Origin of the sequence: Shewanella sp. WXL01, assembly GCF_012263345.1 — a bacterium.
Classification (GTDB): Bacteria; Pseudomonadota; Gammaproteobacteria; order Enterobacterales; family Shewanellaceae; genus Shewanella; species Shewanella maritima.
Map to the genome: position 1 here is coordinate 530,202 of NZ_JAAIKQ010000001.1, position 22,009 is coordinate 552,210.

The window sequence follows — 22,009 nt, forward strand, 5'->3', positions numbered from 1 at the left end:
GTAACTGGATAGCTAACTCAACGGCTTAGTGTGCTTGAGCAAGAGTTTGTGTATCGGCGGGCACCTGCCAATCACCGCCTAGCGCTTTATTTACCAGTAATAAATTATTGGCGACATTAAGCTTAGCCAGCACAATGGCATCTTTTACCTGATTGTCTTGACGCTGAGCATCGAGTACTTGTAGGTAGTCAATTAACCCAGCTTTGTACAAACTTTTTGCTTTGGCGACAGCTTTACTTGATTGCTCGGCTGCCTCGGCGAGTTGTTTATGGAACATCAAGCTATTGCCATAAGTCATTAAGGTGGTTTCGACCTCATTAAATGCATCGTTCACCGTTTGCTTATAGCGTAACCTTGCTTGTTCAAACCTTGCTTGTTGCAGCTCGACCATGGCATCACCACGGCCACCGTCAAACACATCCCAGGTGACACCTGCAAACCCTAGCCATGCACTAGAGCCTGAACTAAACAGGTCGTCGGCATTCTTTGCTAGCGTTGCCGGTGATGCCGTAATGTAAAAGCTTGGGTATTGTGCTGCAATGCTCGCCCCAAGCTCTTGGTTAATTGCTGCCATATCTCTCTCTGCAAAGGCGATGTCGGTTCTGCGTTTGAGCAAATCTGATGGCAAGCCAACAGGTATTTTACCTGTTACCACAGGAAGCTCGGCTGCTGAAAACTTATCTAGCACTGTACTTGGATGTTGGCCAAGTAAAGTGGCGATACGATACAAGTGCACTTTCTCAGCTGTTTCAAACACGACCTGACTTGCTTTAACACCAGCCAGTGCCGCCCTAGCTTTGGCAAGGTCTAAGTCTGAGCCGTAACCCGCATCCACCAAGCTTGTCACCATCTCCAATGTTTGTTGCTGCTCGTCGATATTTTGCTTCGCGATAGCCAGTCGCTCTTGAGCGCCACGATATTGTAAATAGTTATGGATTAAGTCTGTGGTAATCAAGGTGACCATGCCTTGCTGCAAAATCTCGGCTTGCTCAAGGCGAATACTGGCAGCTTGGCTTAATGCATCTAGCTTGCCAAATACATCCATTTCCCAGCTGATATTGGCGCCTACCATAAAGCCATACTGGTCTTTATCAATCAGCTCCAATTGCTGACCATTGAGCGGGTTTTGAATGCCGGAAACCATGTCACCTAACAGTGGATCTTTCTCAGATATGCCGTAAGAAAAACCGCCAGCTCCCAATGATACGGTTGGAATGCTAAACGATGACACCGCTTGTTGATAAGCCTTTGCCGCTTGAATGCGTTGGGCGGCAACTTCTATGGTTAAGTTTTGCTGCTGAACCTGCTCAATCAGTAAATTGAGTTGCGGATCGTTAAAGCTAGACCACCAGTGAGACTCACTTGCAGCTACATCTGTGGTATTTGACTGATGTAGATATACTTTATCTACCGAAATTACCTGCTCAACGTCATATTCTGGTGTCATGCTACAACCGCTAAGTAGCAAGGTTATAGCCAATGTGAGTTTACGCTTGTTCATTTAGCTGCTCCTGCGATCTAGTGGTTGATTGGCTGTTAAAGCTCACCTTGTAAAGTGCTGGCATTAACAGCAGGGTGAGGGCGGTAGCAACAACGAGCCCGCCAATAATGGTGGCTGCCATTTGATCAAATAACAGATCGCTTAGGAGCGGGATCATCCCTAACGCCGTTGTGAGTGCACCCATAGTGATCGCCATAGTGCGATTAAGTGTGGCATCGAGAATGGCATCATCCAGTGACTTACCATTTTGTCTTTCAAGCTCGATTTGATCGGCCAGAACAATGCCGTTTTTGATAATCATGCCCGAAAGCGCAATTGCTCCTACAAGCGCCATAAAACCAAATGGTTTGTCGAGTAACAGCAATGACCAGCACACACCAATCGCCGCAAGTGGCACTGTGGTTAGAATGATCAATGGCTGTTTAAAGGCGCCAAATAGTGCGACAAGAATGATCACCATAATCAAAAATGCTTTTGGTGTTTGCAGCAAAATGTCGTCAATAGCTTCTTGCTCGTCAGCATATTCTCCGCCCCACTCCATGGTGTAGCCAGGAGGTAGCGCAATTGCTTCGATTTGTGCGCTAATCTGGTTGCGCACCTTGCCTATGGTTTCGCCATGTACACCTGCTTGAACCGTTAGTGTTGGTACACGGTCTCGGCGCCAAAGCATGCTTTGTTCACCGCGCACTTCAAAGCCATCAACCACATGCGAGAGCGGTACACTATGTACGCCAAGTAGCGAGCGCACAGGAATGTCACCCATATCATCAATACTTGAGTTAGGTGAGCGCATGATTATTGGCAGTAATGTGTCTTCCTGGCGCAGTTGTCCTACGGTGAAACCGTCGGTAGCACGCTTGATTGCCAATGAAATATCAGCTCGGTTTACTCCTGCAAGGCGGGCTTTTTCCTGGTTGATGATAGGCACTAACACCTTGCTCTCTTGACGCCAGTCGTCGCGAACATAACGAGTATTTGGGTGTTGCTGTAACACTTGCTGTGCTTGGCTTGAAAGCTCATGCAACACTTTCGGATCTGGGCCTGAATAGCGAACCTCAATACTGAACTTATCTTTGGTTGCTAGCTTGAGTGCGCGGAATCTCGGTTGAGCTTGTGGGAAGTGCTGCGCAAGCCACTGATTACCTTCGCTTACTAAGGTTTCAATGCTTTGAAAGTCATGCGTATTAATTAAGATTTGCCCATAACTGCTATCCAAAGGCTCTGGTTCGACTGTTACCGAAAAACGTGGCGCACTGGCACCAATATAGCTGGCAATCGACTCAACTTCTGGGCGCGCTATCAACCACTTCTCAATCACTAGCATGTCTTTGGACGCTTGCTCTGTTTGGCTGCCATTAGGTAGCCAATAATCAAGGAACACCATTTCGCGATCGGAAGTTGGAATAAAGTTAACTTTTACCAGAGGCGCGATCACTAAGGTCAGCGCTACAGCAAGTGCCGCTGATGCAATGGTGCGTTTTGGGTTATTGATAGTCCAGGTGATTACGCGAGTAAACACGGTTTTGAACTTACTTGGCTTGCTCTCGTCGCTTTGCTCCGGCGTTTTAATAAATAGCCAGCACATTAGCGGCGTAAAGGTCATGGCGATTACCCACGACAGCAACATAGAGCTTGCTAGGATCTGCACTACTGAAATGGCAAATTCAGACGCATCAGTGGTGGAGAAGATCACTGGGCTTGCACCCATAATTGCAATCAGCGTAGCACCCAATAAAGGTAGGGCGGTTTCGCCAACGCTTTCAGTCGCAGCGGCTAAACGTGCTTTGCCTTGCTTGAGTTTTGAGCTGAACATGTCGGCAATGACAATCGCGTTATCGACCAGCATCCCAAGGGCTAAGATGAACGAGCCTACCGACACCCGTTGGAGGTCGATACCGGCAAAATTCATGAAGATTAAGGTTGAAAGAATCGTCAGCAATAAACTCGCGCCCACAATCAGCGCACTTTGCCAGCCCATAAATAGCATTAATACGACGACAACAATCGCAATACTTTCAAGTAGATTGTTAATAAAGGTGGTGATGGAGTCGTGCACTTCTTCTGGTTGAAATGCAATGGTGCTGATGTTTACGCCAACAGGCAGCTCTGCCTGAAAGTCATTGATGATTTGCGTGAGCTCATCGCCAAGCGATACCACGTTAATACCGTTAACCGGACTTACCGCTAGGGTGATTGCCGGCTCGCCATTGTAGCGGCTTTGAGTTAACGCAGGCTTTTGATAGTCATAGTAAATATCGCTAATGTCGCCAAGCCTAATCAATCCGGTTGATAGTTGGCCGACACCGGATTTTATCATTACATTTTTGATGTCTTCGATATCGGTGAACGCGCCAGTTTGTGCAACGCGCAAGCGCTCAATGCCCATTTTAAAACTGCCAGAGTCCAATGGCATATTCTGGCTATTAAGCTGGTTAATTACCTGTGCTGCAGATAAACCAGACTCGGCGATACGCTCGTCGCTGATATCAATATGCACCACACGGTTTTGTACGCCATGTAGTTCAATTTTCTTGATGCCAGATACTGCTTTTAAGCGACGTTGTAGCTCTTTGGCATAATCTTTTAGTTGATGTGATGGCGCATCCTGGCTATGGATGGCAAATAGCATGCCGTAGACTTCTGAAAACTCATCTTGTACGACGCTAATTTGCGCCTCTGGTGGCAACAGTAGCTTAATATCAGTCACTTTGCGGCGGAGTAAGTCCCATTGCTGCGGCAGAGCATCACTGGGCAGCTCACTCACAAGGTCGACAAAAATCATTGATACGCCGGGTTTCGAAAGCGAGCGCAGGGTTTTCAGTGAACCCATTTCTTGCAGCTTAGTTTCGACTGTGTCAGTTACTAGCTGTTCAACCTCACTTGCTGATGCGCCTGGGTACAAGGTCACAACAACCGCGGTTTTAACCGTGAACGACGGGTCTTCGAGCTTACCGAGATCAAAGTATGAATAAATACCAGCAATGGTTGCCAGTACGGTGAAAAATACAACGAATACACGCTGTCTAATGGCAAATTCAGCTAGATTCATTTAGTCATTCCTAGATCAACAATATTACTGGCGTCGGCGCCATCGTCTAAGAAAGCTGCGCCAGCAATGATGATGCTCTCATTGCCGGTAAATGAGCCTTGAATACAGCTAGTGTCGAGCCCAGCGCGAATAAGCTCTACTGGCATCATCTTAACGGTTGCAGATTCGACTTTTGACACATGAGTTTGCTGATCAACCGTGAAGATAGCACTAGATGGCACGCAGTAAGTCGCTGCAGATTGCTCCGTTGGGTTAATACGCGCGTTAATCACCTTACCCGGGTAGTAAAGCTCACCACCTTGTTCAATTTTGATTGTTGCGCTGTAAGTGCGCTTAATCGGGTCTGCAATAGTAGTGATTTCACTGATTTGCCCAACTAAGGTTTGCTCAGTATCAGCGCTGCTAATAATGGCTTGTTGCCCGCGATAAACCTCGCTTAGTAATGACTCAGAGATATCAATTACTGCTTGAATAGATTGCGGCTGGTGGATGGTGACAAAGCCAATTCCTGGGGTAACCTGTTCAAAGTTGTCAAAGTTACGCTTGCCAATCACGCCATCAAATGGCGCTGTTAACTGGGTATAGCGCAATGAATCTTCGGCCTGTTGCAAATTAAGCGATACGACTTCAACTCCCGCTTGAGCACGGGCAACACCGGTTTTAGCGCGTTCGACATTAACGTCAGCAATGGCTTTGTCTTTGTTTGCAGCCTGGGTGCGTTTTAGCTCATTCTCTGCTTGTTGAAGTGATGCTTTTGCCTCAATTAGTCGGGCTTTTAGTTCATTAACTCGTACTTGAAAATCGTGTGGATCGAGCTGTGCGATAACTTGCCCGGCTTTTACGTGCTCACCTTGGTTGAACATGATTTGCTGCAGCGTGCCAGGTACGCGAAACGCGAGACTCGCTCTATTTTGAGACTCAACCACACCAGAAAAGCGCAGGCTATGCTGCTGGTTTATTTGGTCAATATTGATTACAGCGATTGGTTGAGTGGGTTTAATTTCAGTTGCGGCTGGATTACCACAAGCAGTAAGCGCGAATAAGCTTGCTGTGAGTATGCAGGTTTGTTTAGTTGGCATCTTATTATTCATCCTCTCTATTTGATAAGGTTATTTTAAGATTCGATACCCATGCTGATTAACCCACCTAGCTGGTTCTTATTGTCTTAAAAAATGAGACAATCGAGTTGTTGCGCCGTTTGTACACTCATTTGAGGCTAATAAGTCTGATTTTGTTGCGCATTTGTTTTGTATGTTATTTTATCTTTGGCGTTGATGTTGTTGGTTGTGGGCGCGAATGTAACCAGATTTGATGTGATTGATATAAATAGATTTTGTCTTGTTTTTTGAGACAAAGTGAGTCGTTTTCGCTAGTTAATTAACCCGATTGCTTTGATTACTATTTGTGACGTCGAAAGCAAATGAATCAATAAGTAACTCTGTAAGGGGAAGATTATGAAAACGCAATCATTCAAAACATTAGCCATAGCCACAGCATTAATGGCAACTAGCTCTGTCGCCAATGCTGTTGAAATTGACTTCTTTGCGGGTGCCGGTGTGGGTTACCAAATGGATACGGTTGAAGGTACTGTTAATAAAGATACCGAAGGTGAAGCGTGGCAAGGCCGCATTGGTATGTTGATTGAACAGCAACACCGTATTACTGGTACTTTTAGCTACATGGAAGATAAGTTTAATCAGGGCGGCTCTCAATATAAGCAGGAGCAATACAGCTGGTTGGCCAGTTATGATTATTTAATTCCTGTACATAAAGACGTTAACCTATTCGTCGGTGTTACCGCGGGTGCCAATGACAACAAGATTGGTGGTAAATCATCGGCAGATTTTGTTTGGGGTGGTCAAGCTGGTGTGCAATACAAGTGGACGGAGCATTTCTCAAGCGACTTAGGCTATCGCTACCTTGCTCAAGACTATGACAAAAATGGCATCGAAATTAGTGATAGTCAGCAAATCTACCTGACGTTTGACTACAAGTTCTAAGCGTTCATTTTGTCCATCAACTCACGGTGGGTAGGTTGAAACCCACCAGTTTTATATTAACTCCCTATTTTTTGTACAGCATTTGTACGGCATAACATCCCATCTTGTTATGCCTTTTTTGTATTTGGGTTTTGCCATTATTTTAATTTATTTGAGTAGTAAGCCGATTCTGACTTATCCAGTTCTTGCGCGACATCAATAATATTACTGGCAAACATTTTTGCGGCTAGTGACATATGTTGACGACTTGGATAAACCAGATATGAGTCAATATAGTCAGACTCAATCTCAGGCAAGATACTGACTAATTGTTGGTTTTCTAGATGCTCAGTGACAAGACTGTAGGGCAGAAAAGCGATTCCAGCACCGGCAAGACAAAAACTAAATAAGGAACTAAAGTCGTTGGTGACTAGGCTGTAATCGATAGAAAAAGTCTGGTCATCGATCATGATATGGTTTTGGATTGTGCCGCCAGTTGAGGCAATCATTGAGTGTTTCGCCAAGTCCTCCACGCAAGTGATTTCATCGTGCTGCGCCAGATATTCTGGTGTAGCAAAGAGTTTTAGCTTGAAAGATGTGAGCTTTTTGGCAACAAAGCTGCTGTCTTCTAGCTTGCCTACATCAATGACAAAATCTAACCCGAGCCGAGTAAGCTCGCGATAGCCACCTGAGACCATAAAGATCTCTAGTTTGATTTGTGGGTGCTTTCGCATGAACTCCGCTATTTGCCTATCGAGCAGTCGCTCCATAAATGGCAAGAGACCAATTCTAAGCTTCCCTTGTAACTGAGATTGCTGGTTTTCAACCATGCGAGCAGCATTGAGAAATTGCCCAACTAAAGGCTCCACTTGCTCTAAGAATTGCTCGCCACTGGGAGTTAGCGACATTGCGCGCGTGGTGCGAATAAAAAGTGGCGCGCCTAATTGTTTTTCTAGCTCGCCAATTCGGCGGCTAACTAACGCGCGTCTGGTATCAAATGAATCTGCGGCTTTAGAAAAGCTACCGAGTTTAGCAACCGCTATAAATAACTCTAAGTCATTGATATTCAACTGATACACCTTAGGTTAGACAAAAGAATGAGTGTAGATGTATCAAGAGATTACTGTCAAACAACACGTTGATAAGCATGATGGAACTCACAGCGACACCATCGCTAAGCGATGAAAGTTGACAAACGTGAGGGCAAACTAAGTAGCCATTAAGCTAATAATTGATTTAGTAGCCAGGATGAGCGCGCTTAAGCTACACAAAATAAAGGTGACTTTTCGCGTCAGGTCTTTATCAATATTGTGTACATATTTACCAGCCACTTTGTGCCCTAATATCACAGAGGGCAAAAGCATGGCCGCGATAACGAGATGTTGCCATTGTACTAATCCATATATCGCCAATATGGCCAGTGCGATCATTGAGCTAAAGACAAAAAACGCAGATAAAGCAGCGCGAAAGTCAGCAGCGGCTTTGCCAGCTAACAGTATTGCTAATGGCGGGCCGCCAATCGCGGCAATATTGCCAAAAATCCCCGAAAAGATCCCAGCAATAAACAAGGTGAGCTTATTCACGGGCGCAGTGATTTTATAGATGCTAAGTAATACTGCTAGCAGCACAATACCTGCAATCATTAGGCCGAGAATATCAGCTGGTGCGAGTATCAGTAGACTGGCACCAAGGAGTCCGCCTGGCACGCGGCCAATGAGAGCGTATTGTAGTCCGTTAAATTCAAGTGCGCTGCGCTCGCGATATAAGGTCAACGCTGAAATCGAAAAGCCCATTAATATTACCGGCACAGGCACTAAGTCTGGGTCGACAATATACAACAGCGGCGTTGCCACAACTGCTAAACCAAAGCCAATTAGGCTTTGAGTTAGCGCACCAGCAAACATGATGATTGAAGCTAGGATCAGACTTAACGGGTCGACTATTGTCATGTTACTTCCATATTTATTATGGCTTGAACTTGAGCAAGCTGCGCCTTGGCGCGGGAGCAAAAAATAGGTGCGAGAGTAATAAAAAATGCTTCAACCACCTGAGCGATTGAAGCATCTTAAAATTCGATATGGTTTGCAGACTATTCTACGTCTTCCCACTCGATGCCCATAGCATCCATCAATTTTTTTGCTTCAGCAGGAATTTGGTCTGGTTGCTCTTTAGATAAGTCATCGTCATTTGGCAGTGGCTGACCTGTGTATGCATGCAAGAAAGCTTCGCATAACAGCTCACTGTTAGTGGCATGGCGTAGGTTATTTACCTGGCGGCGAGTACGCTCGTCAGTTAATACTTTTAGCACCTTTAAAGGGATGGACACAGTAATCTTCTTTACTTGTTCATTCTTTTTGCCATGCTCGGCGTATGGGCTAATATAGTCGCCGTTCCACTCAGTCATTAACTCACCTTTAGCTTTGAATTCGGGGCTGATTTTAACCCCTTATCTACGTTAGTCAAATTATTGCAACGAAATTGTGTGCAATGCAAATAGATTTCTCGATGTTTAGATGTCTATATGGCTATTTCCTATTGACGCTGATGTTTGGGTTAGGTACATTTGGACGTCTAGACATCTCTTTCTTGAGTGGTTGATTTAGGAGTCAATGATGGCCAAACCTCAAAATGCGACAGTGGCAGTGCGCCAAGGTATTGAAAGTGACACCCAGTATGGCGCGGTTGTGCCGCCGATTTATCTGTCGACCAACTACTCTTTTGATGGTCATAAAAATCCACGCGAGTTCGACTATAGCCGCTCGGGTAACCCAACCCGTAATATCCTTGGAGATACTATTGCTCAACTTGAAAACGGAGCAACAGGTGTTGTGACCTGTACCGGTATGGCGGCCATTACTTTGGTCACCAGTCTACTTGAGCCTGAGGATTTAATCGTTGTACCCCACGATTGTTATGGTGGCAGCTATCGTTTGTTCACAAATCTTGCCAAAAAGGGCGCGTTTAAATTATTGGTTGTCGATCAAACCGATGAGCAAGCATTAGCGCAGGCAATTAAGCAAAAGCCAAAAATGGTTTGGCTTGAAACCCCATCAAACCCGCTATTAAGAGTGGTGGATATTGCACCCATTGCACAGGCAAGCCACGAGGTTGGCGCTTGGGTTGTGGTTGATAACACCTTCTTGTCGCCAATTTTGCAGCAGCCGCTCGATTTAGGCGCCGACATCGTGATTCATTCCACTACTAAATATATCAATGGCCATAGTGACGTGGTTGGCGGCGCAGTAGTCGCAAAAGATGCTGAGCTAGGCGAGTTATTACATTGGTGGTCGAATACCTTAGGGCTTACGGGCAGCGCTTTTGACAGTTACTTAGCATTACGCGGCATTCGCACTTTAGGTGTGCGTATTCGTGAGCATCAAGCCAATGCACAAAAGATTGTTGCGCTGCTAACTAGCCATGAAAGCGTTGCAAAAGTGTATTACCCGGGATTATCTGACCATCAAGGCCACGAAATTGCGCAGAAACAACAAAAAGGTTTCGGCGCTATGTTAAGTTTCGAGCTTAAAGGTGGTGAGGCCGAGGTTGTCGCCTTTTTAGATGCGCTGAAATTGTTCAGTGTTGCTGAAAGTTTAGGCGGCGTGGAAAGTTTAGTAGCCGTTCCGGCAACCATGACCCACCGTGCAATGGAGCGAGAAGCTCGCCTAGAGGCTGGTGTTGAAGACACATTATTGAGACTATCTGTCGGCATTGAGGATGGTGACGATCTAAGCGCAGACATCAAAGCTGGCTTAGATGCGGTTGCAGCTCTATAAAGCGTTAATTTTTGTCCACATATATTTAGAAAATCGCACGCAATAAAGTAAGTTGTACGCGGCACATATCGAGTATTGCCGCGTAGTTTAAGGAGTGACAAATGGCACGAGGTCATTTACATAAATTTGGTGGTTCAAGTCTGGCTGATGCGGACTGTTATCGCCGTGTCGCACACATTATATTGACCCATGGCAATAGCGACGATCTCGTGGTGGTGTCTGCCGCTGGTAAGAGCACTAACTTCTTATATAAGCTGCTAAAACTGCGTGAAGATGGCGAGTTGTGGCAAGAAGAGCTGCAGGTATTAATTAGCTTTCAGCAAAACCTGATTGAGCAGCTGCTGTCTAACGAGCAAGCGCGTGACTTACGCGAACGTTTATCGACCGATAAAGCGCAATTAGTGACTTTATTATCTTTGCCTGAGCGCAACGAATATCAACTTAATCAAGTGGTGAGCTTTGGCGAGCGTTGGTCGGCGAGACTGATGGCTGCGCTCTTACGTGAACAAGGTGTTGCAGCATCGCATGTGGATGCGTGCTCAATTTTGTTGGCTGATGAAGGCGGCGTCCCCAATATTCGCCTTGATGAATCTAAAGCGAAAGTACAGCAGTTATTGGCAAAACACCCGAATGAGCGCTTGGTGATCACCGGCTTTATTTGTGCCAACGACAATGGCGATACCTTACTGCTTGGCCGCAATGGCTCTGACTACAGCGCGACTTTAATTGCTAGCCTTGCCGATATTGGTCGGGTGACGATTTGGACCGATGTTGAGGGCGTATTCAACGCCGACCCAAATAAGATCAACGATGCCAAATTGCTTAATAGTTTATCGTTAGCTGAGGCTGACAAACTGGCACATTTAGGTTCACCAGTATTGCATTGCCGCACGTTGCAGCCACTGTTTAATACCGAGGTGAGCTTAGCGGTTCGCTCAAGCTATGCTTCTCACACCGACTTTACCTTGATCGCACCGCAAAGCTCATCAGCCAGTGCGCCAGTGGTGACTAGCCTTAATAAAGTGGCGGTCTTCTCATTTAAGATTGAAGCCAAATTAGCTGAGTTACTTGAAGTGGTGAAAGAGCTCGCGCTTAATCCATTAGGCGTGTGGAATCATGGTCAGCAAAAATGTGAAATTGCTTTTACTGTTGAAAATCAAGCGATTGTGGAATCACTACTTGAGCAGCATACGGAGCAATTTGGCATTAGCGAGCTTGAGCATCACAGTAATCTTGGTTTAGTTGCATTGGTGAGCGCTGATGCCAAGTTGTATCGCCGCAGTTTCGCGCGTTTACTGAGCCGCGATGCTAAACCTATTTATGAAGATAGTTTGAGCCTTGTGACCTTAGTGCCAGCGACGCAAGTGAATCTACTCACCCAAAAGGTACACCGCCGCTGCGCTGGCCCACGTATGCGCATTGGCGTATTGCTGCTGGGAGTGGGCAACATTGGTGAAGCCTGGATTGAGCTATTTAAACGTTCGCAACACACGCTTAATCGTGAGCTTGAAGCATCAGTTGATCTTGTAGGCTTAGTTAGCTCGCGCAAAGCGCTAATTCAAGAGCATGGCATCGATCTTGATAACTGGCAGCTTGAATTTGCTCAGCAAGGCAATGAGTGGCATTACGATCACTTATTTGATGAGCTGCAAGAGCTTAGCTGTGATGAAATTGTCGCGTTGGATATTAGTGCCAGTGCGTCACTAACCCTGCAATACCCAGAGCTATTTAGCCGCGGTATTCATGTGGTCAGTGCTAACAAGTTAGCAGGCTCTGGGCCGCTGCCGTTTTACCAAGAATTAAAGCAGCAACTAAGTAACCGCCGTTTATTCTGGCGCTATAATGCCAGCTGTGGTGCAGGATTACCGATTCAGCATGCACTTAATGACTTACATAACAGTGGCGATACCGTTGAAGCTGTGGGTGGTATTTTCTCGGGTACACTATGTTGGTTGTTTGAAAACTATGACGGCAGCAAGCCATTCTCTGAGTTAGTGCTTGAAGCCAAAGGGTTAGGGATCACAGAGCCCGACCCGCGTGATGATCTTTCCGGCCGCGACATGCAGCGTAAGCTGCTGATCCTTGCTCGTGAGATTGGTTTATCGATTGAGTTAGATGACATTAAGTTAGCCTCGCTAGTACCTGACGAGCTGGCACAAGTGTCGGTGGATGAGTTCTTAGGTCGCATCAACGAGCTTGATGATGAATTGCTGCGTCAATTCACATTGGCTGCTGAGCAAGACAAGGTGCTGCGTTATGTGGCGGCGCTAGATAAAGTTGATGGTCAGCTAGTTGCAGAAGTTGGCTTGCAGTGGGTGGATACGAGTCATCCGTATGCGAACCTAACTCCAGGTGATAACGTATTTGTTATCCGCAGCGCCTTCTATCAAGGTAACCCGCTGATCATTCGTGGCCCTGGTGCTGGGCGCGAGGTGACCGCTGCGGCAGTGCAGTCAGATCTGGTGCATATTTGTAAAGACTTGCTACAAGAGTGATTGGCTAGCTTGCTCCTAATTACCAAGTTAAAACACTACTAAAGGCTTCAATTGAAGCCTTTTTTATTGCCTGAAAATCATCTTGAACTTGGCTCAAGTTACTATTGAGCAAAATTCAGTTAACGATCGCCACATATGCAGATTTTTTGTCTTGACTTCAATGCTAGTTAATCTAGTATGTAACCCATAGAGACGTTTAGACGTCCAAACGGCTAGATGGTTTTGTTAGTCAATAATGTTAGCTAACTATTGATAGCTATTATTGGATAGTCGTTAAGATGCATATATAGAATTGAAGTTGAAGGAATTGGTTATGGCTTTTCATCACGCGCAGCACTCTCACTCATTAAATCAGAGCTTAGCCGAACTAAGTGACATCAATGTATCATTTGAGTTCTTCCCTCCTTCAACCCCTGAGATGGAAGAGTTATTGTGGAATTCTATCCGTCGTCTAGAACCGCTGAATCCTAAGTTTGTGTCAGTAACCTATGGCGCTAACTCAGGTGTGCGTGACCGTACCCATAGCGTGATTGAGCGAATTCAAAAAGAAACTGAGCTGGTCGCGGCGCCGCACTTAACCTTAGTTGATGCCAGCGATGAGGAGCTAGTAGAGCTCGCTAAGCATTACTGGAATTCAGGCATTAAAGACATTGTTGCTCTTCGCGGTGACTTGCCAGATGGCAGCCCTAAACCAACACGATTTGCCAATGATTTAGTGCGCCTGCTGCGCTCAGTGGCTGATTTTGATATCTCTGTGGCTGCGTATCCAGAGGTGCATCCTGATGCCAAAAATGCTCAGGCTGACTTGATCAATCTAAAGAAGAAAATTGATGCTGGCGCAAACCGCGCAATTACCCAGTTCTTTTTTGATGTAGAGTCTTACCTGCGTTTTCGCGACCGCTGTGTGGCGGCGGGCATTGATGTGGAAATCGTGCCAGGTATTCTGCCTGTGACTAACTTTAAGCAAACCAAACGCTTTGCCGACATGACAAACGTGGCGATCCCGAACTGGCTACATAAACAGTTTGAGGGCTTAGAAGATGATCCGGCTACCCGAAAGCTAGTGGGCGCTAACGTGGCTATTGATATGGTGAAAGTGCTAGCCCGTGAAGGTGTGAAAGACTTCCATTTCTACACCCTTAACCGTGCAGAACTGACTTATGCCATTTGCCACACTTTGGGTGTGCGTCCAAAGTAACCCTCATTAAGGTTAAGCAGTACACTGCTTGATAAATAATGATTAAACGCGGCTTAGGCCGCGTTTTTTGTGGTTGGTTAACAAGTTACTGCAAAGACTTGTATACATCTAGTCGTTAGCAAGACATTTCATAGTGTTAGGTACTTACCTTGAGTATGGCGAGCATAAGCTTGATACTGTCAGAGTGTGTTTTCTAAGAAATTAATAAAAACTAAGACAAAACTATCCAATGGCAGAGTTACTCAATAAAAGCAGCGTTTGTCCTTTATGTTATGGCAATAATCAGTGCGCGATGGCTTTAGGGCAAGCTCCCAGTCAGTGCTGGTGTATGTCTTCTTTGCCTGATAAGCCACTTCATATTGACCTACAGTCACTTCCCATTGGTCAGCTCATCGAGCAATACCTCATCGATAATCCCAGTGCCAGCTTGCCAGACAAACAATGTGTGTGTGCCAGTTGTTGCATCAAACTCGCCAAGCAATATCCTGAGTTAGTTAACTCGGCAAATAAGTTCGCTGACGAAAACCAGGTTACTCTATTCAAACCAGCATCGCAGGATTGACTGATAAAGTCGTCTTTAAGACTCGTTTTAACACGGGTTGTAAATTAATTGTTAATTTGAGTTGTTGGTAACACTTGAGCCGTTATACTTTTAGGTATTCCTTAACTGTTTGAGCAAGTTAGCTTTCTGCTTAAACGCTACAACGAGAATACTATGCTTAAGAAACTTGCCATTGTGCTTGCTGCGTTTATCGCTTTACCTTTCATTGTCGCCTTATTTGTCAAAACTGATTATTCTGTAGAACGTTCGGTTGTGATTGATAAGTCGCTGCCACAGGTGTTCAATTATGTTCGTTTGCTTAAGAATCAGGACAATTTTAGTAAGTGGGCGCAAATGGATCCTGGGATGGATAAAACCTATCGCGGCATAGATGGCACGCCTGGGTTTGTATCTGCATGGTCCAGTGAAAACCCAGATGTGGGCGTTGGCGAGCAAGAAATCATTGCCATTGAAGAGGGCAAACGTATTGATTACGAGCTGCGTTTTATTAGCCCATTTGAGTCAGTGTCACCAGCTTATATGACAACTGAGGCACTAGGTAGCAGCCAAACAAAAGTTGCCTGGGGTTTTAGCGGTCATATGGACTACCCAATGAACCTGCTATTTTTGTTTATGGATTTTGAAACCATTATTGGCAACGACTTGCAGATTGGGCTCGATAACCTAAAAGTGGTTGTTGAAAAATAGCGCTGATTAGTCGATAGCAAGGAATTTAGGGACACATTTGGTGTCCCTTTTTATGCCCCTTAGCTCAGGTCAACCATATTTAAAAGTGCTTCAACATAAAGTAACGGGCGGGACTACCTTCAAATGCGGGCACAGTGCCGACAACCTCGAATCCCATTTTTTGATAAAAGTCAGCGGCTTGAAACTCAAGGGTATCAAGTTGGGCTACCACGCAGCCGCGCTGCTTAGCTAACTCTTCTGCCTGCTCAATTAGTTTACGTCCATAGCCTTGGCCGCGCAGGCTATCATCTATCCATAAAACTTCGATTAGCCAGTTCCGGTAGATAGTGCGCCCGCCTATGCCGCCGATCACCTTGCCTTGTGTATCCTTGATTGTTAACCCTAGTGGTAGTGGCTCCTCTGGCCCCATGTGCTCTGTTCTGTGACGTTTTAAACCGCTAATGAGTTCAGAAAATACGGCATTGTGGTTGTCTTCTATTAGTTCGATGTTCATGTCAGTGCTCGAAATTTTTTGCTTCAAAGGCTCGTGATAAATGTTAGCTATCCAGATTAACAGCATGTTTAGCGCTGTTGTCGATGATTACAGATAGCATGATATTGGTGTCGTGTTAAATATCGAACAATAAACTCGCCGCATTTGGCTGATTTTATGAGAAGTGCGCCATTTTTTTGGTTAACTTGTTTCGGGTTGTTGCGTGTTTCGGTTTAATCACGGTAATCTACAAAATTACCAAAACTGGCCTTAGAGCTAGTGGTATTTGCAATCAACAAGGTACGTCTGCGCTAATTATTAAGTCGCACAAAAGCGACGCAGTGTATGGTGGCCGAATATAGCCCGACCTCGGGTTAAGAATAACAATTCAAATATATAACAAGCATGAAAGAGGTTTTGCATGGAAATGGTCACTGAAATAGTCAACACCATTAATGGCATTGTATGGGGCGTTCCCATGCTAGTCATGATTTTGGGTGTCGGGCTATTCTTATCGATTGGTTTGAAGTTGATGCCAATTGTGAAGTTAGGTACAGGTTTTAAGCTGCTGTGGCAGGGACGAAGCAGTGATGACAAAGGCGATGTAAGCCCGTTTAATGCGTTAATGACATCACTGTCGGCAACCATAGGCACAGGTAATATTGCTGGTGTTGCGACAGCGATTGCTTTAGGTGGTCCTGGTGCTTTATTTTGGATGTGGTGTACCGCGTTAGTGGGTATGGCGACCAAGTTTGCTGAGGCTGTGCTCGCGGTGAAGTTTCGCGAAACCGATGGCAATGGCAACCACATCGGTGGCCCTATGTACTATATCAAAAACGGTCTAAGCAGTAAGTGGACATGGTTGGGTACTGCATTTGCCTTATTTGGCGCTTTTGCCGGTTTTGGTATTGGCAATACGGTGCAAACCAATTCAGTTGCCGATGCGATGCAGTCAAGTTTTGGCGTACCGACCTGGGTAACGGGTGTTACCTTGATGGTACTTGTGGGTGCTGTGCTGATGGGCGGTATTAAGCGTATTGCTGTGGTCGCAGGTAAGTTGGTGCCATTGATGGCCTTGTTTTATATCACTGCTGGTTTAATGGTATTGGTGGTGTTTGCAGATAAGATCCCTGCAGCATTTGGATTGATTATTGAATCTGCATTTAACCCTGTGGCCGCGCAAGGTGGCTTCGCTGGTGCAGCAGTTTGGGCTGCAATTCGCTTCGGTGTGGCGCGCGGCGTGTTCTCAAACGAAGCGGGTCTTGGTAGTGCGCCAATTGCGCACGCAGCTGCGCAAACCAAAGAGCCTGTCAAGCAAGGCTTAGTTGCGATGTTAGGTACGTTTATCGACACCATTATTGTGTGTTCGATTACCGGTCTGGCGATTGTGGTTTCAGGTGTGTGGAGCTCTGGTGAAAATGGCGCAGCATTAACCTCAATGGCGTTCTCTCAAGCCATGCCAATCGGTCAGTATATTGTGGCAATTTCTCTAGCTGTATTCGCGTTTACTACCATTCTAGGTTGGAGCTTTTACAGTGAAAAATGCGTTCAGTACCTGTTTGGTGATAAAGCCCTAAAGCCATTTAGATTCATTTGGACTATTGTGGTGCCGGTGGGTGCTGTGAGTTCGTTGGAGTTTATCTGGTTATTGGCTGATACCTTGAATGCCATGATGGCACTGCCTAACCTGGTTGCGCTGCTATTGTTAAGCCCAGTCGTGTTTAAGCTCACGCGCGAGTATTTTGCTAAGCAGCAATAACCTCTAAATTCTAGGTATTCGCGGTTTAACGAGCAGACAGAAAAAGGCCCTTTACTCTTGGTTGGTAAAGGGCCTTTTTAGTTTGGGTTACATAAAGTCATCTTCAATATCCCTGCGCAGCTGCGCATCTTCTAAATAGTCATCAAGCTTTCTGCGTACTGCGCGTTTATGTTCAAGTGCTTGGGCTTTTTTCACATTACGCGGTTTTGCCATTTCCTCTAGTTCAGTGTCGTTAGGAACGTGCTCTGTTAGATTCGCCATAAAGATCTCCTTTAACAGGGAGGGTCTAGGTACTCAGCAGATGGATAACCATCGCGTTATTTTCAGCTTAGCAGCTAATTGAGAACTTGCTAAAGTGTCGTAAGGCAGATCTTTAAATTGTAATAAATCGAATTTCCACAAAAAAGCGCCGCCCCTAGGGCAGCGCTATTTTTAACGGCAGAGTCTATTTAAAGCATATTGAAGCCGTATGAGTAACCAACAACTAAGCGAGCGTCATCATCGTCTAAATCAGTTTTTGACACCATAAAGCTAATGTCGCCAAAATCTGTGGCAGTTGATAACGAAACATTGTATTCAGAGTAGCTATCAGTGCCATACCAGCTAGTGATCACATCACCTTTTGAGTAACCATAGTGTAGGCCTAGGGTTAACTTTTCAGTTAATGCGTGGCTGTAGTTAGCTTGCGCGTACATCATGTCTTTCGAATCAAGTGGGTCTGCAGCGATGTCGTCACCACCATGAATGGTATGCGAGTAAGACGCATCAAAGCCTTTCCAAGCGAAACCGACAGTGACTTCACCAAAGTCGATGCTGCCTGGTGCATCTGGATAGCCATAATACAGATAGTTAATATCCCAAGATAAGTCTTCAGTAATATTGCCACCGAAGCCAGCATAAATATCTAACTCGTAGCTAGTACCATCGCCAAAATCAACATTTGACGCCCAGGTACCTAGATAAAAACCTGAGTCGTGAGCATAGTCGACGCCACCTTGCACTGCTGCACCATTTGATTGCGCAACACCACGCCATAAGTATTCAGATACTGCACCAACATTACCCGTTACTTCTGCACTAGCACTTGCAGTAAGTAACAGTCCTGAAGATAGCGCAACAGCTTGAATTAGTGATTTTTTCATTGTCATCCCCTCAAGTTTTATTGTGATGAACACTAGTGTTTAGGTCATAGCGTTCATGCTCGATATTTGAATGGAATTAGCTAAAACTGTGCCAAATATGAATATCTATTCAAAACAGGCGTTTAGCTAGTCAAATGATTTGATGTGCATTAGTTGTTGCTACTTTATTGAGCATGCTGTGCACTTGTATTGTGCAAAAAATGGGCTGGAGGAGATGTGTGTGCGCAATTTTGAGGCAAAAATAAACCTCCCGTTTGGGAGGTTTAGTTATTAGACACCGTTAGTTATTTTAGTTAACGCTATCTTTTAATGCTTTACCCGCTTTGAACTTAGGTACAGTTGCCGCAGGGATTTGGATTTCTTTACCCGATTGTGGGTTGCGACCTGTACGTGCTGCACGCTCAGTGGTTTCAAAAGAACCAAAGCCAACGATTGAGATTTTCTCACCGTTTTTCATCGCTTCAGTTACTGCTTCTTCGAAAGATTTTAGTGCACGGCCTGCTTCTGCTTTTGTTAAGTCAGCGCTTTCAGCCATCTTGGCAATTAATTCACTTTTGTTCATTGTAATCGTCTCTGCTTTCCATAGGGATATTGTTAAAACTTGATTAACATGCCATAACAATTCGCCCATTAAAAGTACTTTTACGTAGAAATCCCGCACTAGGGCGGGATTTGCGGGCTAACTAAAAGTTAAAATTGTGATCGACTAGTCACCTTTGCTCTGGGTTAGTCTTCTAATAGCTGATACAAGATTTGTTTGACCAGCTTAGGTTCGAATGGTTTGTCGCATAAAGCGTTCACGCCAGCACTAGACACATTACTTAAGTGAGCGTCGTTAGCTTCTGATGACACCATTAAAATGGGTACGTGAGATTGCTGAGACTGCTGGCGGATATATTGTGTCAGCTCCAAGCCATCGACACTTGGCATATTGTAGTCAGTGATGACCAAATCAAACATCGACGCTTGCATCAAGTTGATTGCCTCTTGGCCGTCTTCTGCTTCAGTAATTAGCTGAATACCCAAGTTAGTAATCGTTCGTTTAATTACGTTACGTGCCATGCGACTATCGTCGACAACGAGTACACGTAGGTTGTGCACGTCAAAGTGGCTCAGATCAAGCTCTTCATTGGAGATCAAATCAATGGTCGAGTTCAGTGCTGTTGCTAGGTGATCCGCGTTAAATGGTTTGGGGAGAATCGCCACAACACCTGATTGGCGAAATACTTCAAGTTGCTCGCGGCGGCATTCACTTGAAACCAACATGAACTGAATATCTTGAAACTCTGGGTCTTGTTTAATAAATCTAAGTAACTCGGTCGCCTCGCCGTCACTAAAGTGCAGCGCACTGGCAATTAAATCAGGTTTGTGTTTAGTGATACTCGCGGTAGCTTCTGCCAAGGTTGCCGCCGTTTCAATGTGGCTAACCCCTTCTTTTCTGAGACGGTTTATGATGATTTTTCTTTGAGTCTCAGATGGCTCGAGTAACAAAATAGATAATTCGCTTGGCGAAAGTTGATGCATAGTCTCAGGGCCTAAATTAGTCTAAATTTCGGGCACTATAGCGCAAGCTATAGCGGGTTTGTAGTTATCTTGGTGACACTATTGTTATGATTTCTGCCAGCTAATATTTACGGGTGAACCTCGGGCAGTTTAGATTTATCATTTGCTAGATACTGTTTGCTAACCTTGCTTAACGCTACCCACCATTGGAATATCACTAAACTATATAAGCCAATCGCTAGCGGGATGAGTGGAATATTGCTGCCTTGAAACTCAAGTTTTACATCTTCAGGGGTGATTTGCAGGGCGATGAGCGCGACTACAGACATGGCTATAACCCCAAGGCTTTGCAAACTGATGTAGACGTATAGCACTACATGAGCCCATTTACTTTGATACCAAAGGCCAACCAGTACAGGAAATACCCCAATAGTAAGCAGATCAAAGGCGTTGAAAGTGACAGCGCGCCATAGACAACCAATGGCAACTAGAACATAAATGATAAAAAGTACACGCAGGCGGAAGGGCATAGTCGCTCTCTTGTTGTTATTTTTGCTGTAGAATACCGTATTCATTTTGATTTGGGTAAGTTTTAGCAAATGACAGAAGCGCAATTTTGGGCTCTCGTGACACGTACGCATGCGACGCAATCTTCTGATGAGTGCGGTGCTGCACTTAAACAACAACTGTTAGCACTCGATAGCGATAGCTTAAAGGCGTTTGACAAAATGTTTGGCCAATTGCTACGTAAAAGCTACACCTGGGATTTATGGGGCGCGGCGTACGTGGTGACGGGTTGTGACTCTGAGCATGCCTTTACTGAGTTTCAATGCTTTTTAATTTCGCTAGGTGAGCAGGCGTTTAACGATATTGTGGCTAATCCTGACAACCTTGCTGATATTGCAGACTGGCCTAAGGTTGATGATTACGCTTACCCCTTTGTTGAAGATTACGATTTGATGGCGGGGCAGGTGTACGAGGACAGAACCGGAGAGGAGTTACCTTTTGTGCCGTCTGGCAGCCACACTCCTGCGGGCAAAAAGTTTAATAATAAGCCAAAGTTTCTACGCAAGGCTTACCCTAAATTGAGTAACCTATTTCCTTTTTAGTATCGTTGTAATAACGCAGATAAACAAAAAACGCTAAGCTTTGGGCTTAGCGTTTTTTGTTTGATCAAATTTGCTTTAATGCTAAAAGCTAATCTCTAATCGTTATTCAGATAGGCAAGTGCCTGATAGTTTGTCGAACTTTAAGCCGTACTGCTTACATTGCTCACTAACAAATTTACGATCAGCTTTGGCTAACTGGCTTTCAAACTCTGCTTCGATTTGCGCTTCGTATTCCATTTCGCTTACTAGCTGCTTCTGCTCAATACGCTCTAGTTGAGCGGCAATCACTTGCTCTGAAGTGGCGCTTGCATGTTTTGGCGCGGCTAGGGCTGGATTGATTAAGCTAGCACCAAGTAAAAGCATGCTGGTGATAACGACAGTGTTTAAACGAGTAGTTAAGGTTTTCATATGCCTGACTCCACAATAAGTTTATGAATTCACGACGTTCGTCCCTTTTACGTGTGTTGATATTAAAGGTTGATGCTTTAAGTTGTGGCTATAATATCACCGCCAACTTGAACGGTTACTGAACGGTATTCTTAACCTGGTTGTTTGCTTGATAGTTACTATTAGTTAGTACGATAGGTGGAGAAGATTGAGGTTTAGAAAGTGCTACGTACCTTGTATAAACGCTATATAGCTTATTTAAACGCTACGTACCTTGTATGAACGCTATATAGCTTATTTAAACGCTACGTACCTTATATAAATGCTAAGTACCTTATACAAGTGATGAGTCGCTCATGTTAGTTAGCGAGTAAAAGTGCACATTATTAATTG

21 protein-coding genes are annotated in these 22,009 nt (G+C 45.0%); 8 read left to right on the top strand and 13 right to left on the bottom strand.

Going from position 1 to position 22,009, the window contains the following annotated elements:
- Positions 1-25: 25 nt before the first annotated feature.
- The 3 genes from G3R49_RS02110 to G3R49_RS02120 are packed head-to-tail and all read right to left on the bottom strand — an operon-like array spanning position 26 to position 5,629.
- Entirely contained in the window at positions 26-1,501 is a 1,476-nt protein-coding gene (locus G3R49_RS02110) for an efflux transporter outer membrane subunit (RefSeq protein WP_167868510.1), read from the bottom strand.
- Positions 1,488-4,550 (bottom strand): efflux RND transporter permease subunit, encoded by a 3,063-nt coding sequence (locus tag G3R49_RS02115; RefSeq protein WP_167868511.1) that lies wholly within the window; start codon positions 4,548-4,550, stop codon positions 1,488-1,490. The genes G3R49_RS02110 and G3R49_RS02115 overlap by 14 nt, the downstream gene beginning before the upstream one ends.
- A complete protein-coding gene (locus G3R49_RS02120) occupies positions 4,547-5,629 on the bottom strand; it encodes an efflux RND transporter periplasmic adaptor subunit (RefSeq protein ID WP_167868512.1) in 1,083 nt (360 codons plus the stop codon). The genes G3R49_RS02115 and G3R49_RS02120 overlap by 4 nt, the downstream gene beginning before the upstream one ends.
- 375 nt (positions 5,630-6,004) lie before the next feature.
- Between G3R49_RS02120 and G3R49_RS02125 the strand changes: the two genes are divergently transcribed.
- The gene (locus tag G3R49_RS02125; protein WP_167868513.1) at positions 6,005-6,550 is read left to right on the top strand and encodes an outer membrane beta-barrel protein; all 546 of its coding nucleotides are present in this window, start codon (positions 6,005-6,007) and stop codon (positions 6,548-6,550) included.
- Between the two features lie 137 nt (positions 6,551-6,687).
- On the opposite strand, the gene G3R49_RS02130 is transcribed toward G3R49_RS02125, so the two are convergent.
- The 3 genes from G3R49_RS02130 to metJ form a co-directional block, all read right to left on the bottom strand.
- A complete protein-coding gene (locus G3R49_RS02130) occupies positions 6,688-7,599 on the bottom strand; it encodes a LysR family transcriptional regulator (RefSeq protein WP_167868514.1) in 912 nt (303 codons plus the stop codon).
- Positions 7,600-7,737: 138 nt separating this feature from the next.
- Positions 7,738-8,478 carry a sulfite exporter TauE/SafE family protein gene (locus tag G3R49_RS02135; protein WP_130598700.1) on the bottom strand — a complete coding sequence of 247 codons (741 nt, stop codon included), beginning with the start codon at positions 8,476-8,478 and terminating at the stop codon, positions 7,738-7,740.
- A gap of 140 nt (positions 8,479-8,618) precedes the next feature.
- Positions 8,619-8,933, bottom strand: coding sequence for a met regulon transcriptional regulator MetJ (metJ, locus tag G3R49_RS02140; protein ID WP_130598698.1), 315 nt, complete (start codon positions 8,931-8,933; stop codon positions 8,619-8,621).
- A 208-nt stretch (positions 8,934-9,141) separates the two neighbouring features.
- On the opposite strand from metJ, the gene metB reads away from it, so the two are divergent.
- The 5 genes from metB (at position 9,142) to G3R49_RS02165 (ending at position 15,244) form a co-directional block, all read left to right on the top strand.
- Entirely contained in the window at positions 9,142-10,302 is a 1,161-nt protein-coding gene (gene metB / locus G3R49_RS02145; RefSeq protein ID WP_167868515.1) for a cystathionine gamma-synthase, read from the top strand.
- A 101-nt stretch (positions 10,303-10,403) separates the two neighbouring features.
- Complete coding sequence (locus G3R49_RS02150) at positions 10,404-12,797, top strand: bifunctional aspartate kinase/homoserine dehydrogenase II (protein ID WP_167868516.1); 2,394 nt, start codon at positions 10,404-10,406, stop codon at positions 12,795-12,797.
- A 313-nt stretch (positions 12,798-13,110) separates the two neighbouring features.
- Complete coding sequence (metF, locus tag G3R49_RS02155; protein WP_130598696.1) at positions 13,111-13,995, top strand: methylenetetrahydrofolate reductase; 885 nt, start codon at positions 13,111-13,113, stop codon at positions 13,993-13,995.
- 328 nt (positions 13,996-14,323) lie between these two features.
- On the top strand, positions 14,324-14,557 hold the full coding sequence (locus tag G3R49_RS02160) for a hypothetical protein (protein WP_348633899.1): 234 nt from the start codon (positions 14,324-14,326) through the stop codon (positions 14,555-14,557).
- A 153-nt stretch (positions 14,558-14,710) separates the two neighbouring features.
- Entirely contained in the window at positions 14,711-15,244 is a 534-nt protein-coding gene (locus tag G3R49_RS02165; RefSeq protein WP_167868518.1) for an SRPBCC family protein, read from the top strand.
- A gap of 79 nt (positions 15,245-15,323) precedes the next feature.
- Here the strand turns inward: G3R49_RS02165 and G3R49_RS02170 are convergent, their stop codons facing one another.
- Entirely contained in the window at positions 15,324-15,737 is a 414-nt protein-coding gene (locus tag G3R49_RS02170; RefSeq protein WP_167868519.1) for a GNAT family N-acetyltransferase, read from the bottom strand.
- A 400-nt stretch (positions 15,738-16,137) separates the two neighbouring features.
- Here G3R49_RS02170 and G3R49_RS02175 point away from each other — a divergent pair, with 400 nt between their 5' ends.
- Positions 16,138-17,475, top strand: coding sequence for a sodium:alanine symporter family protein (locus tag G3R49_RS02175; protein ID WP_167868520.1), 1,338 nt, complete (start codon positions 16,138-16,140; stop codon positions 17,473-17,475).
- Between the two features lie 87 nt (positions 17,476-17,562).
- Here G3R49_RS02175 and G3R49_RS02180 read toward each other — a convergent pair whose 3' ends face one another.
- The 5 genes from G3R49_RS02180 to G3R49_RS02200 form a co-directional block, all read right to left on the bottom strand.
- Entirely contained in the window at positions 17,563-17,736 is a 174-nt protein-coding gene (locus G3R49_RS02180; protein WP_165398981.1) for a PA3496 family putative envelope integrity protein, read from the bottom strand.
- Between the two features lie 188 nt (positions 17,737-17,924).
- A complete protein-coding gene (locus tag G3R49_RS02185) occupies positions 17,925-18,617 on the bottom strand; it encodes a TorF family putative porin (protein WP_130598686.1) in 693 nt (230 codons plus the stop codon).
- Positions 18,618-18,906: 289 nt separating this feature from the next.
- On the bottom strand, positions 18,907-19,179 hold the full coding sequence (locus tag G3R49_RS02190) for an HU family DNA-binding protein (protein WP_130598684.1): 273 nt from the start codon (positions 19,177-19,179) through the stop codon (positions 18,907-18,909).
- A 164-nt stretch (positions 19,180-19,343) separates the two neighbouring features.
- Complete coding sequence (locus G3R49_RS02195) at positions 19,344-20,141, bottom strand: response regulator (protein ID WP_130598682.1); 798 nt, start codon at positions 20,139-20,141, stop codon at positions 19,344-19,346.
- A 107-nt stretch (positions 20,142-20,248) separates the two neighbouring features.
- Positions 20,249-20,650, bottom strand: a complete 402-nt coding sequence (locus tag G3R49_RS02200; protein WP_167868521.1) for a hypothetical protein — start codon at positions 20,648-20,650, stop codon at positions 20,249-20,251.
- A gap of 69 nt (positions 20,651-20,719) precedes the next feature.
- On the opposite strand from G3R49_RS02200, the gene G3R49_RS02205 reads away from it, so the two are divergent.
- On the top strand, positions 20,720-21,229 hold the full coding sequence (locus G3R49_RS02205) for a DUF4240 domain-containing protein (RefSeq protein ID WP_130598678.1): 510 nt from the start codon (positions 20,720-20,722) through the stop codon (positions 21,227-21,229).
- A 102-nt stretch (positions 21,230-21,331) separates the two neighbouring features.
- Here the strand turns inward: G3R49_RS02205 and G3R49_RS02210 are convergent, their stop codons facing one another.
- Entirely contained in the window at positions 21,332-21,637 is a 306-nt protein-coding gene (locus tag G3R49_RS02210; RefSeq protein WP_167868522.1) for a hypothetical protein, read from the bottom strand.
- Positions 21,638-22,009: the final 372 nt, after the last annotated feature.